Origin of the sequence: Shewanella sp. UCD-KL12, assembly GCF_001957125.1 — a bacterium.
GTDB lineage: Bacteria > Pseudomonadota > Gammaproteobacteria > Enterobacterales > Shewanellaceae > Shewanella.
In genome coordinates, this window is sequence record NZ_MPHJ01000003.1 from 35,555 (window position 1) to 52,746 (window position 17,192).

The window sequence follows — 17,192 nt, forward strand, 5'->3', positions numbered from 1 at the left end:
GTGCATACGTATTCAAAGGTAATTCTTTTGTAATTGTTTGGTAATCACGCCAGTCGAGCACAAAAGTCGGGAAAAGCGGCATGAGTTCGAGCTTTCGAGCGCTCGTGAACTAAAAGAGGTCTTAATTTCTGCTGAGCTGAGAGTGTGAACACTCTTGATGCATCCCGTTATGGATACTATTGGCAGGAAGGCAGGAAGGCAGGAAGGCAGGATTGTAGGAAGTGAGTGCTTATAAATAAAAAACTTGAGCCAGTAGGGGGGCTACTGACTCAAGTTATTAATGCAAGTGACGGATTTACGAAGTTGAATTTAGCACTGAATAAAAGCGCTGCCGAAGGGGGCAAGAGTCAATGTGCTCTCATTTAAACTGCTTGAAGGGGCCTGATCTTGGAGAAGCTGACCTTGCGATGGCATCTGTATTTGCCTATCGGTCAGGTTAAAAGCGATTAACAGCTTTTGCTGCTGATTTTCTCGGTAAAAAGCCAACACACCTTCGGGGGCGTCGATAAACTCAATCTCTCCATCAACCAAAGCTGTTTGGTTTTTGCGCCATGCCATAAATTGGCGATAGTGGTTAAGGGGGGACAGAGGGTTTTGCTCCTGCTCTGAGACACTTAACGGGAGATGGGCATCACTGACTGGTAGCCAAGGTTTACCTGTACTAAAGCCTGCATTTTTTTGATCGGCTTGCCAAGGCATAGGCGTTCTACAGCCATCTCGGCCTTTAAAAGTGGGCCAGAATGTGATGCCGTAGGGGTCTTGTAGCTGGTCGAGGGTTAACTCAGACTCAGGCAAGCCGAGTTCCTCGCCTTGAAACATGCATATGCTACCGCGCAGTGAGCTGACTAAACGGGTCAGCATTTTTATTAAGTCGCTGGAGGGAGTCTTACCGCCCCATCGCGTCGCTACTCGAGTCACATCATGGTTTGAAATCGACCAGCATGGCCAACCCTCTGTCATGTTGCTCTCTAATCTCGATACCGTCTCACGAATATATTGTGGTGAAAAATCATCGGTCAACAGCTCAAAGCTGTAACCCATATGAAGGCCTGTTTCCTTTTCTGTATATTCCGCCATGGTTTTCAGTGAGTCTTCACTGGATATTTCACCTAGGGCGGCAGTGCCTGGGTAACGGTCTAGTAGGGCACGGATTTTTTCAATAAAGCCGATATTCTCTGGTTGAGTATTGTTGTAGTGATGATATTGAAAAGCATAGGGATTATCTTCAGAAAAGCCACGTCCTTCTCTGAGTTCGAGAGGTTTTGCAGGGTTGTCGCGAAGTTGGGCGTCGTGGAAGCAAAAATTAATTGCATCTAGCCTTAGTCCATCAACGCCTCGTTTGAGCCAGAACTCAACATTATCTAGTACAGCTTGCTGTACTTCGCTGTTATGGAAGTTGAGATCAGGTTGCTCGGTTAAGAAATTATGCAGGTAGTATTGGCAGCGACGAGGCTCCCATTGCCAAGCAGGCCCACCGAAAATGGATTGCCAATTATTAGGCGGGGTGCCATCTTCATTGGCATCGGCCCATACATACCAGTCATGCTTAGGGTTGGTGTGATTCTCTCTGGAGGTTTTAAACCACTCATGCTCATAGGAGGTGTGACTAAGCACTTGATCTATCATCACCTTAACCCCAAGGCTATGGGCTTTTTCGATCAACTCATCAAAATCAGCTAAGGTGCCAAACATGGGGTCGACGTCGCGGTAATCAGCGATATCATAACCAAAATCTTTTTGCGGTGAAGTAAAAAATGGTGAGATCCAAATTGCATCTATGTTTAAACTGGCAATGTAATCAAGGCGATTAATTATGCCGCGCAGATCACCGATACCATCGCCATTACTGTCCTGCAGACTACGAGGATAGATCTGATAGATAACGGCACCACGCCACCAAGTATGCTCACTCATTGTTTACCCTTTACTGTTTTACTTTTTTTCAGAATACGCTAGCGCTTTTATAAAGCCAATGTGATGCATACGTATGCATCAAAGTTTATTTTTTTGTCGTTTATCCAGCGAGTTAACGGGTAGGTAATGAATTTGTTATTTTTGTGGTGCTGAATACGTATGCAAGATGTTGTGCAGTGATATTGGTTCACATTACTATTTTCTATATCGCTCGGTCGGTATCTCTACATACATTCAAATAATAACAATAGGGTGAAACATGCGATTATTTTCTTTACTTCTCTGGGGAGTTGTCGGTTTGCAAGTATCTGGCTGCGGCGCTCAACAGCCCGACGCTAAGCCTACACAGGAAAAAAGCAGTGATTTAGCCTCAAAGCCCGTTGTTTACCAAATGTTTACCCGTTTATATGGCAATCAAAATAGCACCAATATTCCTTGGGGAACCATAGAGCAAAATGGTGTGGGTAAGTTTAACGACATCAATAGTGCCGCATTAAACAGTATTAGTGATCTTGGTGTGACCCATGTTTGGTACACAGGCGTGTTGCATCATGGGGTAATAAGAGGCTATAGCGAAATTGGTATTAGCAATGATGACCCCGATGTCGTCAAAGGGCTAGCGGGCTCTCCCTATGCTATTAAGGATTACTATAATGTTAATCCCGATCTTGCCGTTAACCCCTCTAAGCGCTTATCGGAGTTTGAATCACTGATTAAGCGTACCCATGAACATGGCCTCAAAGTGATTATCGATATTGTGCCTAATCATGTGGCTAGAAATTATACCTCTATCACTAAGCCGAAGGGCGTTATCGATCTCGGTGCTAATGATGATAAAAGCAAAACTTACTCAAGAAGTAATGACTTCTATTATGTCGTTGGACAAGACTTTGTCGTGCCCAAGTTATCTCCCAATGAGCAGCCCTTAGGCGGTGAATTCCACCCGCTAAGTGATGGAGTGTTTTCAGAGAGCCCTGCAAAATGGACTGGAAATGGCTCCCGTGTAGCTCAACCTAATAAGCATGATTGGTATGAGACTGTAAAAATTAACTACGGCGTAAGGCCTGATGGTAGTTATGACTTTGCTCGACTGCCACAATCTCTGAGCACGGCAAGTACCGCTGAACATTATCAGTTTTGGCAGGGAAAAGATCTGCCTCCAAGCTGGATTAAAATGAGAGATATTGCATTTTATTGGCTTGATAAAGATGTAGATGGCTTCAGGTTCGATATGGCTGAGATGGTTCCTGTGGCGTTTTGGAGCTACTTAAACAGTCAGATAAAGCATAAAAATCCCCAAGCGACACTTATCGCTGAGGTATATAACCCTAGCTTGTATCGAGACTATATTCACTTAGGTCGTATGGATTACCTCTATGACAAGGTGGGCTTTTATGATGCCCTTAAAGCTGTCATGCAGGGGAAGGGGGAACTTGATAAGGTCTTTACGGCGCATCAAGAGGTGTTAGATATTGAAACTCATATGCTGCACTTCTTGGAAAACCATGATGAGCAGCGTATCGCCTCACCAGAGTTTGCGGGCTCAAGCATAGTAGGTAAACCTGCTATGGTGATATCAAGCTTAATCGGCACTTCGCCTACGTTAGTTTACTTTGCTCAAGAGTTCGGTGAGCAGGGCGCTGAGGTGGGTGGTTTTGGTCAGCCAAGCCGGACCAGTATCTTCGATTATGTCGGGGTGCCGACAATGATCCGCTTTAACAATGGTGGCAAGTTTGATGGCGGCCAATCTCACCCTGAGGAGCTATCACTGCGACGCTTCTACCAAAGCTTGCTGGCGCTCAGTCAGTTACCGGCGGTGCATTCAGGTCAGTATCAGTCTATTTATCAGTTCAATCGTGATAATAGTGTCGATTACCCTGTTGAGGTGGCCAGTTTTGTTCGCTGGAGTGAGCAACAAAAACTCTTGGTGTTGGCTAACTTCTCTCACTCTGAAAAAACGTTCAATATAGTGCTCCCAGAGACGGTAACTAAAGAGTGGCAGGTTAACCAGAGCCTTATATTTAGCGAGCGTTTGGGTGAGCTGAGTGAACTGACATTTGAGATGCAAGATGGCCAGTTAACTGCCGAAGTGACGCTTGAAGCGTTAGAGAGCAAAGTACTGAGTTGGGACAAATAATGAAAACATTACAGGTTAATATTGCTGCCATTATTGTTGCAGCCTGTTCATTCTCAGTTTTATCAGCCGACTATCAGTCCCACCAATTACTTGATGGGAAACTGGTGATTAAGACTGATGAAGGAGCACTGAGCTTAACGGCGTTAAATACTCAGGCTATCGAGACCCATTATCAGCCAAGTGGCGTGAAACAGCTGCCCAGTTTCGCCATTGCCAGAACGCCATCATCGGTGACCGCCCATGTGACTCAAACTGATGAAGCTGTAACATTTTCTGCTGGAGATATCAGTGCTGTGATTGACAAGCGCCCAGTCAGAATTAGTTACTTTTATCAGGGAAAGCCGATAGCCAAAGAGGAAGTTGGTTTTTTTCACACTGAAACATTGAGTGGATTTCGCTTTACGCTAAATGATGATGAAAAGCTGCTAGGTGCAGGTCAGCGTGTCTTAGGTATGGATAGACGTGGTCATCGTCTGCCGCTTTATAACCGCGCTCACTATGGTTATGAAACCAAGTCAGAGCAGATGTACTTTAGTGTTCCGGCGGTCATGTCATCAAATCGATATTCTATTATGTTCGATAATAGCGCCAGCGGCCATGTTGACCTTGGTGCTACCGAAAAGGATGTGTTGCAGTTTGAAGCTGTCGCTGGACGCACTAGCTATATCGTCTCGGGTGCAAAAAGTTATGCGGAGTTAGTTAAGCTTCACTCACAAGTCACTGGATACCAACCTCTGCCCAATCGCTGGACACTAGGCAATTTTGCCTCACGTTTTGGCTATCGTACTCAGGCCGAAGCTGAGATGGTGGTGGATGAGTTTATTGCCAAAGGTATCCCGTTAGATGCGATAGTGCTTGATCTCTATTGGTTCGGTAAAGATGTCAAAGGGCATATGGGCAATCTTGCCTGGGATAAAATCGCTTGGCCAAACCCGACTGAAATGATCAAAAGCTTTAGGAATAAAGGGGTGAAAACTGTGCTTATTTCTGAGCCGTTTATACTCACCACCTCTAAGCGCTGGGACGATGCTGTTGCGAGTAAGGCACTGGCAACCAATTTGGCAGGTGAGCCTAAAACCTTTGATTTTTACTTCGGTAACACAGGCTTAATTGATCTGTTTTCGCCTCAGGGGCAAGCTTGGCTTGGGGATATCTATCAGGAGCTTGCAGAGCAAGGCGTTGCTGGCTGGTGGGGGGATCTCGGTGAGCCAGAGGTGCATCCAGGCGATACTCAACATGCTATCGGCACCGCCGATGAGATCCATAATGCCTATGGCCATCAGTGGGCTAAGATGGTGGCAGATTTTGAAGCGAAACATCGCCCAGAGCAACGTCCGTTTATTATGATGCGTGCAGGCTTCTTAGGCTCACAGCGCTATGGCATGGTGCCATGGACGGGTGATGTGAGTCGCTCTTGGGGCGGACTAAAGCCACAAGTTGAACTTGCGCTACAGATGGGGTTATGGGGATTTGGCTACATTCACTCAGACTTAGGTGGGTTTGCGGGCGGCGATAAGTTCGATGCTGAACTTTACACTCGCTGGATGCAATATGGGGTTTTTCAGCCTGTATACCGTCCCCATGGTCAGGATAATATCGCCCCAGAACCTATCTTCCATGATGAGAAGACCCAAGCGATTATTAAACGTTTTATTCAGCTCAGATATCAGATGCTGCCTTATAACTACACCTTAAGTTATGAGCACAGCACCTCTGGAATGCCTCTGATGCGCCCACTCGCCTTTGAGTTTGATGACATGGAAATGTTAGACAATAAAGATTCATATCTCTGGGGAGATAGCTTTTTGGTGACGCCAGTGGTTGAACCTGGGATAAAAAGTGTCAAAGTGAACTTGCCTAAAGGCGTATGGTTTGATTATTTCAGCGGCCAGCGTTTTCTCGGCGGAAAAGTGATCACTCAAGCAACAGATATCAATACCTTACCTGTGCTTATTAAAGCGGGTGCATTTATCCCTATGGTTGATGTGGTTCAGTCGAGCGATGATTACTCTTCTAAGCAACTGACATTACACCATTATGTGGATAGTTCAGTTTCAAGCGCGACCGGGAAAATGTTTGAAGATGATGGCAATAGCGTAGACAGTTTAGCAACAGGCGCCTATCGATTGTTTCAGTTCAGCGCTAAGCGCACCGATTCGGCATATCTAATAGCTATTGGGTCAACGGGCAAGGGCTATCAGTCAGAGCCTGCGCAGCGACAACTCTCAATCGTGATCCACCATCAGCAACAGCGCCCTGCAAGGGTACTGGTTGACGGGGAAGCCGTTAAGTTTGTTTATCACTCAGAGGATCAAGAATTAACCTTCGAGCTAATGTTATCTGCAGATAACACTCAGGTCGAAATACAAGGTAAGTAGCCATATCGGTTATTAGCATTCTAAATGCTAAGTAATATTAGAATAAGAATAAAAAGGGTATCGACATGGAAAACAACACCTTTGAACGGCCAAACCTAAGCTTTTGGCAGATATGGAATATGTGTTTCGGCTTTTTGGGGATTCAGTTTGGCTTTGCACTGCAAAATGCCAATGTGAGCCGAATATTTCAAACCTTAGGTGCATCGATGGATGAGATCCCTATTTTATGGATTGCAGCCCCGATAACAGGTTTGATTGTTCAGCCGATTGTGGGGTATTTCTCAGATAGAACCTGGACGCGGTTAGGTCGCCGTCGTCCCTATTTTCTTTATGGGGCAATCGCGACATCTTTAGCACTTGTCTTTATGCCTCATTCGCCGACGTTATGGATTGCAGCTGGCATGCTTTGGATATTAGATGCTTCAATCAATGTCTCTATGGAGCCTTTCAGGGCATTTGTGGGCGATCAGTTAAATGATAAGCAACGCCCGACAGGCTATGCCATGCAAAGCTTCTTTATCGGTATTGGTGCCGTTGTCGCATCTATGCTGCCTTGGATTTTAGCTAACTGGCTTGATGTCAGTAATGTTGCTCCAAAAGGTCAGTTACCTGATTCCGTGGTGTTTTCCTTCTATTTTGGTGCCGCTGTATTACTGTTGACTGTAGGCTGGACAGTGTTTTCGACCAAAGAGTATAGTCCTCAGGAGTTAAGCCAGTTCGATGGCGGCGATGAGAGCGAGCAAACCGGGCCAAGCAGCAGTCGATTTAAATTTTTGGCCGCTATCTATCTTGGGATAGGTGCACTGATAACCGCTTTGGTATACACCTTAGGTGCTGAGCCTCAGCTCTATATCTTGTCTTTTGGCCTGATGGTGTTTGGCATGTTGCAACTCGTCGTTGCTATGTTGAAAAAAGGCGAAGGTGAGCTCAAAGGGCTATGGCAGGTGTTTGATGACTTGTACTTGATGCCCGATACCATGAAGCAGCTAGCTTGGGTGCAATTTTTTTCCTGGTTTGCGCTATTTTCAATGTGGATTTACACCACTGCAGCAGTCACCTCATTTCACTTTGGTAGCAGTGATGCTACCTCTGAAGCCTTCAATGAAGGGGCTAACTGGGTAGGCGTCTTGTTTGCGTCATACAATGGTTTTTCGGCGATTGCGGCCATGGTGATCCCATTATTAGTGCGCAAGTTAGGGATCAGGCTGTCCCATGGCTTTAACCTGATTTTAGGCGCGTTAGGCTTGTTATCTTTTCTGTTTATAGAAAACCCGCAATACTTACTGTTTTCTATGGTGGGAATAGGGTTTGCTTGGGCATCTATCTTGTCGCTCCCCTATGCGATGTTGGCCAGCTCTATCAGTGCAAAGAAGATGGGGTTATATATGGGGATCTTTAACTTTTTTATCGTTATTCCGCAGATACTCGCCGCCACCATCTTAGGTTTGTTAGTGAAAAACCTGTTTGATAATAATCCCGTTTATGCGTTAGTGATAGGTGCGGTGAGTTTTGTCATTGCAGCGCTATGCACCGCCTTAGTTAAGCCTGTAAAGGGGAGATGATATGAGTGCTAAATTGAGCTTAACCGCTTTGTCACTGCTTGTTGTGAGCAGTACATCTCTTGCTGATGAAAAGCCTGAGCTGCCAGAGTATTACGGCACCTTACACCCGTTTGCCAAAGAGGCGGTGTATTTTCTTATGACAGATCGTTTTGTCGATGGGGATAAGCGTAATAACCATGTTCAACAAGGCGGCGCAAAAGGGAGTGATACCCATACCTTTAATCGTGAGCTCAAAGGGCCTAACGGTAAAGTGGCGAATGTCGGCTACTTGGGCGGTGATTACCAAGGTGTGTTAAACAATGCAGACTATATTCGCAGTATGGGGTTTACCGCTATTTGGCTCACACCTATCTGGGATAACCCAGATGAAGCCTTTACGGGAGGGACTCCTATCGAGTTTGGCGGCAAGTTTAATGATGGTGGCAAAACGGGCTACCATGGCTACTGGGGAACTAATTTTTATCAAGAAGATGAACACTGGGGCTCAGAGAGTCTTAACTTCAAAGCCTACAGTGACACATTGCGTGAGCAACACGGTATTAAATCTGTGCTGGATATCGTGGCTAATCACGGTAGCCCCAGCTTCACGATGCCGGAGCAGCAAGCTAAATTTGGCCAATTGTTTGATGCTAAGGGGGAGCTGGTCGCCGACCATCAGAATTTAGCTCCTGAGATGCTCGATGATAATAACCCGTTGCATGATTTCTATAATCGACATAAGGATATCGCTCAGCTTTCAGATCTGAATCAAGATAACCCTGCGGTTGTTGACTATCTCACTCAGGCTTACTTGCATTGGATTGAGCAAGGCGCTGATGCGATTCGAGTCGATACCATCAAACATATGCCCCACCATTTTTGGAAAACGGTCAGCGATACTATCCGCAGTAAACACCCTAACTTTTTCATGTTTGCCGAAAGTTTCGACTATAACGCGAACTTTATCGCTCAGCATACCTTAGCGAAGAATGGTGGTTATAGCGTGCTCGACTTTCCACTTAAGGAGAAGATGCTTAAGGTGTTTGAAGACCCAGCGTCTGACTACGCTGAATTAGTTGATGCGCTGCATTTAACGCATGGGCCCTATGTGAACCCATATGAGTTAACCACCTTTTATGATAATCATGATATGGCACGTATGAATGCGAGTGATGACGGCTTTATCGATGCCCATAACTTCTTGTTCACCAGCCGCGGTATTCCGGTTATCTACTATGGTTCTGAAATGGGCTTTATGCGTGGGCGTGCTGAACATGAAGGTAATCGAAACTACTTAGGTCAAGATGGAGTGGAAGCGGCAAAAACATCAAAAATTCATATACAGCTGTCGCGAGTCGGCCAGCTTCGAAAATCTATGCCGACATTGCAACGCGGTGTGCAGCTTAATATTGAGTTTTCCAATGATACCGCCAGTTTTTTACGTGTGCTTGGCGGTAAGGCTGATGCTGAAATCACTTTAGTTATGCTCAACAAGGGAGATGCGAACACTGAGGTGAAGATTAATAATCTGCTGCAAGCTGGGCTTTGGGTCGAGCAGTTAGGTGGGCAAGAGGTGAAAGTAAAGACTGAGCTACGTACTGAGATTGCTGCTCATGATCTTAAGGTTTGGCACTACCGCGGAGCGATCACAAATCCAGAGTTAATCGCTGCGCTAAAGGTGCATATGGCTCACAAGTAGCACTGCTAATTGCCCTACGTACGTCTATTTGATTATTAGGTGGAGTCACGCACCATCAACTGAGTTGCAAGGGTTTGGCTGGCGCAGGGCTCATCTTTAATCAGCTTAAGCAGTGAATGGACTAACTCTCTGCCCGCTAGGTTAGGATCTTGAAGGGCGGTGGTTAAAGAAGGCACGCCATATTTAGCCATAGGAATATCATCGAAGCCGACAACTTTTACCGCTTGTGGGATCGCAATATCGGCTTCCTTTAGCGCGCGTATTGCGCCTAGAGCGATGTAATCACAGGCGCCAAAGATGGCATCAAATTTAGCTCCAGATGCCAGCAGGGTCTTAGTTGCTTGATAACCAGACTCTTCTGAAATCTCACAGTGTAACTGCAAGAATGAGTTGGCATTGATGCCTCGTTGATTTAGGGCATCTATATAACCTTGAAAGCGATGTTGCAGTTCAGGGCTATTGGCTGAAACATCACCGAGAAAAGCGATGTTATTGCAGCCTTTATCTAATAGTAGTGAGGTGAGTTCGAAACCACCTGTTCGGTTATCGCAACCGATAGTGACACCTGGAAATTGCTCTCCTGTGGCTCCCCAACGCACAAAGTGGGCGCCAAGAGATTGCAGATTTAGCAGCTTTTGATGGTAGTCTAGGTAGTTACCATAGCCAAGCAGAATGAGGCCATCTGCTTTATGTGCATCCTCATACTCACGATGCATATTATCGCTGAGTTGTTGGAATGAGACTAATAGATCATAGCCTTGATTAGCACATGCACGAGTGATTGAGCCTAGCATTGAGAGGTAGAAAGGGTTGATACTTTCAGTACCCTCTGGCGTTTCTTCAAAAAGCAGTAAGGCTATGGTGTTACTGGATTGCCGGCGAAGGTTACTGGCATTTTTATCGACTCGGTAATCTAGCTCTTTAGCCGCAGCTAAGACCTTGTCTTTGGTTGCTTGATTGACGAGGGGACTGTCACTCAGTGCGCGTGATACGGTTGATTGTGATACGCCAGCTCTTTCGGCAATGTCGAACGATGTTATTTTTGAGCGCATCACGGCTCCATATAGTTATTATTTTTAGTGGACTAATCATACAGAACTGAAAAGATAATGAAAGCCGTTAACCCTTAGGCCCAAGGCTAAAAACGGCTCTGACTAATACATAAAATTACTTACTAGTAGGGAAACGTTATGCCGCGTAAAAAAGGTTCACAAATTATTGTTGCAGATGTGGGTGGAACCAATGCGCGATTTGCTTTAGCAGAGGTGCAAAGTCATCAGCTTGAACAGATTTCATTATCCCATGAAGAGACTTATGCCAGCGGTAATTACCCGAGTCTTGGTGATGTTTTAGCAACCTACCGGGAGCAACATCAGATTGATACTGGTTTGGTTTGCATGGCGGTCGCAGGGCCGGTTTCAGACGGCAAGGCAAAGTTTACCAACTTAGACTGGCAAGTGAATGCGAGTCGAATTGAGGAGAAGTTTTCTTTAGAGCACGTATCCATTATCAATGATTTTGCCGCATTCGCCCAAGCAACCCCTTACTTGCCACAACAAGATATGAGTCGTCTTATTGACGCGCCAGGTGCCGCAGGAGCGCCAATTGCTGCGATTGGGGCGGGTACTGGCTTTGGTGTCGCTGCATTAGCGCATACCAATAAAGGTTACCAAGTGAGCGCTGCAGAGGGAGGCCACACTATTTTGGCTGCAGCAGATGAGTTTCAATGGCAGATATTACAAGCGGCGAAAGAGGAGTTTGATTACATCTGTGTTGAGCGCTTGCTCTCGGGGACGGGGCTGGCATTGCTTTATCGATGTGTCGCTAAGGTCAATGGGCAACAAGTACAACACTATCAATCAGCCGATGTGTCACGCTTAGCCGTGAGTGGCCAAGATAGTACTTGTGAGCAAACCTTAAATCTATTTTGTCAGTGGCTAGGGGCTGTGGCTGGTGATATCGCCTTGATCCAAGGTGCACGAGGTGGCGTGGTAATAGGGGGCGGAGTATTGCCAAGGTTTATTGACTTCGTTAAAGCGAGTCCGTTCGAGCAGGCGTTTAAAGCGAAAGGATTAATGACTGAGTATATGGGAGATATTCCGGTGGATATCTCACTCAATACGAATGCGGCGCTTGTCGGCTCGGCCATATTCTTAGCCAATGAGCTAGCCGATAGTGGTATGCGTCAATAGGGGAGTTAAGCTCGGTTATCTAGCGTGACTAGCAGCTATTGTCATTAATACGCTCGCAATAAAAATGCAGCCATTTGGCTGCATTTTTGTTTTTCGCTGAGATGAGGCTTTATACTTTAGTTCGCTATCTTAAGCTCAGCCTTGTCACTAATGAGATTCATATTGAAATCAAATTCATCGACACGGATAGCACGCTCACGCTTAAGGTTGTAATCAAGTAACTGCTTATGCTCAGTGGCATTGATCACTTTTGCTGCAAGGGCATTATCTAAGGTGATAGGGAAACGTGTTCCCGATCTGAACGTGCGGGCTTTTAGGCCTTTCTTAACTTTTGCCAGCAAGTCTAGACAATCGAGCTTGGCAAGATACGCTTGCTCATTGATGTAGTTACCATCACCGACAACTGGCTTAACCAGATGTGTTAGGTTCTTTTTGAACTCAGTATTAAGCTGCGCTTGTGCGGCAAGCTCTCTGACTAAGTCATCATTGATCTTTGGCATCTTAGCTGAGTAAGTCACGGTCAAGGCGCGCATCAACTTACGTGTTGCTGACGATGGGAAGTTCTCTAGGAAGGCAAGCAGTGCTTCTTCAGCCTTACACAGAGACCAACGTGTTGCGTAATGGAAGTAAGGTGCAGCTTGCTCTCTTTGCTCACTCGGTAGCTTTTGCTCGTAGTAACGAATTGATGCCATGGCAGCATAGAGGTAGCTCATCACATCGCCTAAACGTGCTGACAGCATCTCGGCTTGCTTGAGCTTTCCACCCAGCACCAATAACGAGAAGTCGGCATAGACCGCAAGTTTAGAGGCGAGTTTATTAACTGCTTTCTCGTAGGTCGCAACTTCAGGCAGCTTTGAGTTAGCTTGAGCGGTAAAGGGTAACAAGCCTAAGCGGAATGCTCGTAAGCTGTTATTGACGCTGTAGCCTACCGTTTTTCGGAAGATGCCGTTAAAGACTTTGTCGGCATTTTTATGATCGCTATGAATCGCTTCGACCATGCTCTGCATATGTGGGTGACAGCGCATTACACCTTGACCGAAGATCATCAGGTTACGGGTCAGAATGTTGGCGCCTTCAACGGTAATGGCGATAGGCTGGGCCACATAGCCAGAAGCTAGCGTGTTCTGAGGGCCACGTTGTATCGCCTTACCGGCTTGAATATCCATGGCTGAGTTGAGAATATCACGGCCAAGTTCCGTCATATGGTATTTGGCAATAGCGGTCACAACTGAAGGTTTAAGGCCAATGCCTAGCCCTTCGGTGGTCAGTACGCGCATAGATTCTTGTAGGTAGGTTTTACCTGCAATGTCGGCCAACTTTTCTTGAATACCTTCAAACTTACCGATAGATAAGCCAAATTGTTCACGGACTGCGGCATATTCAGCTGAAGATTTAAATGAGCACTGACTGACCGATGCGCCTAGCGCAGGAAGTGAAATACCACGGCCAGCACCTAGACAGGCAACGAGCATAGCCCAACCACGGCCGATATTCTTCTGGCCACCTATGATGAAGTCCATCGGAATAAAGACATTTTCACCGCGGGTTGTCCCGTTGTAGAAGTTAACGCCCATAGGATCGTGACGGTTACCTAGCTCTACACCAGGGTGAGATTTAGGGATGAGCGCACAGGTGATACCCAACTGCTCTTTGTTGCCGAGTAAACCTTTTGGATCTTCGACTTTAAATGCCAGACCCAGTACCGATGCGATAGGGGCTAAAGTGATGTAACGTTTATCCCAAGTAATAGATAGACCCAGTACTTGCTGGCCTTCATATTCACCCATAGTCACAGTACCAACATCTGGGATCCCACCTGCATCTGAACCCGCCTCTGGGCTAGTGAGTGCAAAACAGGGGATCTCCTGCCCATTCGCTAGACGCGGTAGCCAATGGTCTTGTTGATCTTTTGTGCCGTAGTGCATCAATAATTCACCAGGCCCTAAGGAGTTAGGCACCATAACAGTAACAGCAACTGCTGAGCTTTTGGCTGCGATAGTGGCCACTATGGTTGAATTTGCATATGGGCTAAATTCGAGTCCGCCATAGGCTTTTGGGATAATTAGAGAGAAAAACTTATTTTGCTTTAGAAAGGTAAGAATATGATCTGGAAGGTGCTTATCACTTTGAATAGCAAAGTCGTCTACCATCTCTATTAAAGTCGCTACTGGACCGTCGAGAAAAGCTTGTTCATCTGCACTTAAGCTAGCAACAGGGATGTCTCGTAAGGCTGAGAAATCAGGTTTACCTTGGAAGATTGAACCTTCCAACCAAACATCACCCGCATCGAGTGCCTCTTGCTCTGTGGTAGAGATACTCGGCATTATCTTTTTTAATTGTGTTCTTATGCTCATAACTTTTACTCATCCGACCAGAAATTCTTGTCACATTACGACATAAAACGAGACTTAGATCAATAACTCTAAACAAGTAATTTAAACGGTTGTTTGATTGCTCACTGTTTTTCACCCATTATCTTTTGAACTTTCATTAGCTTACACCTGTATGCTGAATGAAAAATTATTTTGTTAACAAAGGGTTTGCTAAGCTTTTAATATGCTGCGACGGAGTAAAGCGTGATATTTAAGGGAGAAAACATGAGGGGAAGCTAGCATCAATTTAGCTTATTTCGGCGTTTAAGCATCGGTTGGGTCTAGTATCAGCTGCAAGCTTTAACTTTGTTGATGAGATAAACCTGCAATGGCCGATTTTATGTTGCTGTTTGATATTTAGTAGGGTGAAAAGTACAGATAAAATGGCTATCAATTTCCAGGTTTGTTTGATTGGTACTCAGCCGTTTATCAACATTTAGCCCTCAAAATCATTATGAATTCAATTACCCGTTTTTTGATAATGTTGAAAACTGCCTTGACCACATTTTGATACATTTATCTATTTTTGTATGTATTCTGTTTCATCGGTGTTTCATGCTCATTTTATTTATTACGTTTAAAAAACAACTGTTTGTGTAAGGTGGTTTTTTGCTTTATTGAGTTCAAATATTGCGATCATGATCGCTTTGTAAAAACGACTTCATGATAGAATCCCGCCCATAAAAAGATGAGATTAATTCCTATTAAGATTTGCAAAGGGTATCGATGATGAACCAGCTTTCTGTCAAATTACTGAGTGCAGCGATTGCCGCAGCGCTTGCTCCGCAAGCTATTGCGGAAGAAGCGCCAAAAACTGAGTCTAACTTTCATGAGATCATAGTGATCTCAGGCTCTCGAATGGAGCAGACATTAGATCAGGTCGCCGGCTCCGTCGTGGTGATCGATGAAGAAGCGATTGCTCGTAATATGAGTACTGACTTCTCGACCTTGTTCAGAACAGAAGCTGCGGTTGATGTTAAAGGCGGTGCGGGTAAGCCTAGTTCAGTGACCATTCGTGGTATCGGCGGCAACCGAGTGATGATGGTAAAAGATGGTGTACGTGTTAACAGCCAGTATGCCTCTCCGTTAGGTCCTGGCGCAGAAGGCACGGGTCGCGGGTTAACCGAAGTCGAAGGGCTTAAGCAGGTAGAGGTGCTAAAAGCAGCAGCTTCGACCATGTATGGCTCGGACGCGCTAGGTGGCGTACTGGTGATGACATCTAAAGATGCCGATGATTACCTTAGAGGTGAGGATTACTATTTCTCAGCAAATGCCGGTTATACCGGTATGAATGATGAGTACTCAGGTGGTTTTACCTCTGCTTTTTCAGCGGGGGATTTCGATAACTTAGTCAGCTATCAACGCCGCTACGGTGAGGAGCAGCAAAACTATACAGAAACGCTTCCTTTAAGTGACCTTATCACCGACAGCATGTTAGTTAAGAGTAAGTACCACTTTAATGAGCATACCAATTTGCAGCTTACTGTTGATTATATGAATCAGCAGATGTACCGCTGGGAAGATGATCTTGATGATAAGCAGTCTATCGATTACGACCGACAAACCCAGGCATTAAACACCTCTTTGAGGCTGCGTTCAGATAAGGACAGAGTCATTCACGACAGTGTCGATTTCGTACTTTATTATGGCAAGACAGATCAAACTGAAGCGCGTCAATATTATAATGGCAGTCAAGGGTACGAACGTGATATTTATGAAAAACGAGACTACCAATTCGATGAATATCGAGTCGGTTTTGCCAGTACCTTTAGCAAAGCATTGGACTTAACAGGCCACAGTCATAATCTTATCTATGGGCTTGATATTGAGCACTCGCAGATGAGTCGCCCAAGAGATTACCAAGTCATGGACAGTGGGGGTAATTGGACCCCTTCAGACACTGATACTTTCTCTTTCGCTGATACCGACAGTTTAAGGGTTGGCGCATTTATACAAGATGATATTACTTTCTATGATGGCAAGCTTAATGCCATTTTAGGGCTTAGATACGATTACTATAAAAATACCCCCGACCAGCAACAAGCTGAAGATGCGGGCCGTGATCCTGAAGATTTTGCTGCTATGACTGGGGATTTCTGGTCGCCAAAACTTGGTTTGGTTTATCACCTTACCGACAACCTCAATGTTTATACCCAGTATGCCTACGGCTACAAGATGCCTACCCCAGATCAGAAATGGGGTGAGATGGAGATCAAAGATGGCAAGATGCCATTTCCAGTCAAAATCTTAGCTAACTATGATCTTGAGTCTGAGTCTAGCCATACTGTTGAGCTAGGGCTTCGTGGCCATCATGGTGATACTCAATATGAATTGACCACCTTCTATACCCAAGCTAATGACTATATTGATTGGGAGTTCGTTGGCTGTGGTGGGCCTTTAGGCTGTGTTATGCCTAGTTCATTAGAATACCGATATATCAACTATGACAAGGTGACGCTTTATGGTGCTGAAGCATCGCTTCGCCAATGGCTAAATGATGATATCGAGGTTTGGGGGAATATTGCTTACACCCATGGTGAAGATCAAAATGGTGACTACCTAAATAGCGTGAGCCCGTTAAAGGGCAATGTTGGTATGAACTATTATGCGGAAATTGCCAGTAAAGAGGTGGATTTTGGTATGACGGTTCGCTTTGCCGATAACATGGATAGAACCACAGACCTCACTATCTTCCCTGTAGGTGATGGCTTCAACGAAGTCTATAACACTGCCGGATATGCGGTATTCGATCTGACTGCCAACCTTCACATTAGCGACAGCTGGAACCTACGTGCGGGTGTTTATAACCTGTTTGATACTGAGTATATCGAGTATGCCGATGTAGCAGGTCAGTCTAAATACCTGATGTCTAACTTAGGTGTCACCGAAGAGAGTTACAGCCAACCTGGTCGTTACTTCAACGTCAAACTGAACTATCAGTTTTAATCTCCATTAGCGA

General features: G+C 45.4%; 9 protein-coding genes. 6 read left to right on the forward strand and 3 right to left on the reverse strand.

Translation table 11 applies throughout. The features are described 5' to 3' along the window. Positions 1-309 precede the first annotated feature (309 nt). Complete coding sequence (locus BM736_RS07920) at positions 310-1,914, reverse strand: alpha-glucosidase (RefSeq protein ID WP_076410665.1); 1,605 nt, start codon at positions 1,912-1,914, stop codon at positions 310-312. Between the two features lie 259 nt (positions 1,915-2,173). Here BM736_RS07920 and BM736_RS07925 point away from each other — a divergent pair, with 259 nt between their 5' ends. The 4 genes from BM736_RS07925 to BM736_RS07940 all read left to right on the forward strand — a co-directional run bounded on the left by BM736_RS07925 (position 2,174) and on the right by BM736_RS07940 (position 9,669). Next, a complete protein-coding gene (locus BM736_RS07925) occupies positions 2,174-4,051 on the forward strand; it encodes an alpha-amylase family protein (RefSeq protein ID WP_083699959.1) in 1,878 nt (625 codons plus the stop codon). Further along, positions 4,051-6,429, forward strand: a complete 2,379-nt coding sequence (locus tag BM736_RS07930) for a TIM-barrel domain-containing protein (protein WP_076410667.1) — start codon at positions 4,051-4,053, stop codon at positions 6,427-6,429. The genes BM736_RS07925 and BM736_RS07930 overlap by 1 nt, the downstream gene beginning before the upstream one ends. Before the next feature lie 65 nt (positions 6,430-6,494). Beyond that, positions 6,495-7,991, forward strand: coding sequence for an MFS transporter (locus tag BM736_RS07935; protein ID WP_076410669.1), 1,497 nt, complete (start codon positions 6,495-6,497; stop codon positions 7,989-7,991). A 1-nt stretch (position 7,992) separates the two neighbouring features. After that, complete coding sequence (locus BM736_RS07940; RefSeq protein ID WP_076410671.1) at positions 7,993-9,669, forward strand: alpha-amylase family glycosyl hydrolase; 1,677 nt, start codon at positions 7,993-7,995, stop codon at positions 9,667-9,669. 35 nt (positions 9,670-9,704) lie between these two features. On the opposite strand, the gene BM736_RS07945 is transcribed toward BM736_RS07940, so the two are convergent. Continuing rightward, on the reverse strand, positions 9,705-10,721 hold the full coding sequence (locus BM736_RS07945) for a LacI family DNA-binding transcriptional regulator (protein ID WP_076410673.1): 1,017 nt from the start codon (positions 10,719-10,721) through the stop codon (positions 9,705-9,707). A 138-nt stretch (positions 10,722-10,859) separates the two neighbouring features. Between BM736_RS07945 and glk the strand changes: the two genes are divergently transcribed. Continuing rightward, positions 10,860-11,861: a glucokinase gene (gene glk / locus BM736_RS07950; protein WP_076410675.1), complete on the forward strand. Its 1,002-nt coding sequence runs from the start codon at positions 10,860-10,862 to the stop codon at positions 11,859-11,861. A 116-nt stretch (positions 11,862-11,977) separates the two neighbouring features. On the opposite strand, the gene BM736_RS07955 is transcribed toward glk, so the two are convergent. Then, entirely contained in the window at positions 11,978-14,215 is a 2,238-nt protein-coding gene (locus tag BM736_RS07955; RefSeq protein ID WP_076410677.1) for an acyl-CoA dehydrogenase, read from the reverse strand. Between the two features lie 744 nt (positions 14,216-14,959). Here BM736_RS07955 and BM736_RS07960 point away from each other — a divergent pair. Then, positions 14,960-17,179 (forward strand): TonB-dependent hemoglobin/transferrin/lactoferrin family receptor, encoded by a 2,220-nt coding sequence (locus tag BM736_RS07960; RefSeq protein ID WP_256717758.1) that lies wholly within the window; start codon positions 14,960-14,962, stop codon positions 17,177-17,179. The last annotated feature ends 13 nt before the right edge of the window (positions 17,180-17,192 follow it).

Bases quoted from the DNA above. Each gene is read 5' to 3' on its own strand.
- BM736_RS07920 (WP_076410665.1), bottom strand. From the start codon at position 1,914: ATGAGTGAGCATACTTGGTGGCGTGGTGCCGTTATCTATCAGATCTAT.
- BM736_RS07925 (WP_083699959.1), top strand. From the start codon at position 2,174: ATGCGATTATTTTCTTTACTTCTCTGGGGAGTTGTCGGTTTGCAAGTA.
- BM736_RS07930 (WP_076410667.1), top strand. From the start codon at position 4,051: ATGAAAACATTACAGGTTAATATTGCTGCCATTATTGTTGCAGCCTGT.
- BM736_RS07935 (WP_076410669.1), top strand. From the start codon at position 6,495: ATGGAAAACAACACCTTTGAACGGCCAAACCTAAGCTTTTGGCAGATA.
- BM736_RS07940 (WP_076410671.1), top strand. From the start codon at position 7,993: ATGAGTGCTAAATTGAGCTTAACCGCTTTGTCACTGCTTGTTGTGAGC.
- BM736_RS07945 (WP_076410673.1), bottom strand. From the start codon at position 10,721: ATGCGCTCAAAAATAACATCGTTCGACATTGCCGAAAGAGCTGGCGTA.
- glk (WP_076410675.1), top strand. From the start codon at position 10,860: ATGCCGCGTAAAAAAGGTTCACAAATTATTGTTGCAGATGTGGGTGGA.
- BM736_RS07955 (WP_076410677.1), bottom strand. From the start codon at position 14,215: ATGAGCATAAGAACACAATTAAAAAAGATAATGCCGAGTATCTCTACC.
- BM736_RS07960 (WP_256717758.1), top strand. From the start codon at position 14,960: ATGATGAACCAGCTTTCTGTCAAATTACTGAGTGCAGCGATTGCCGCA.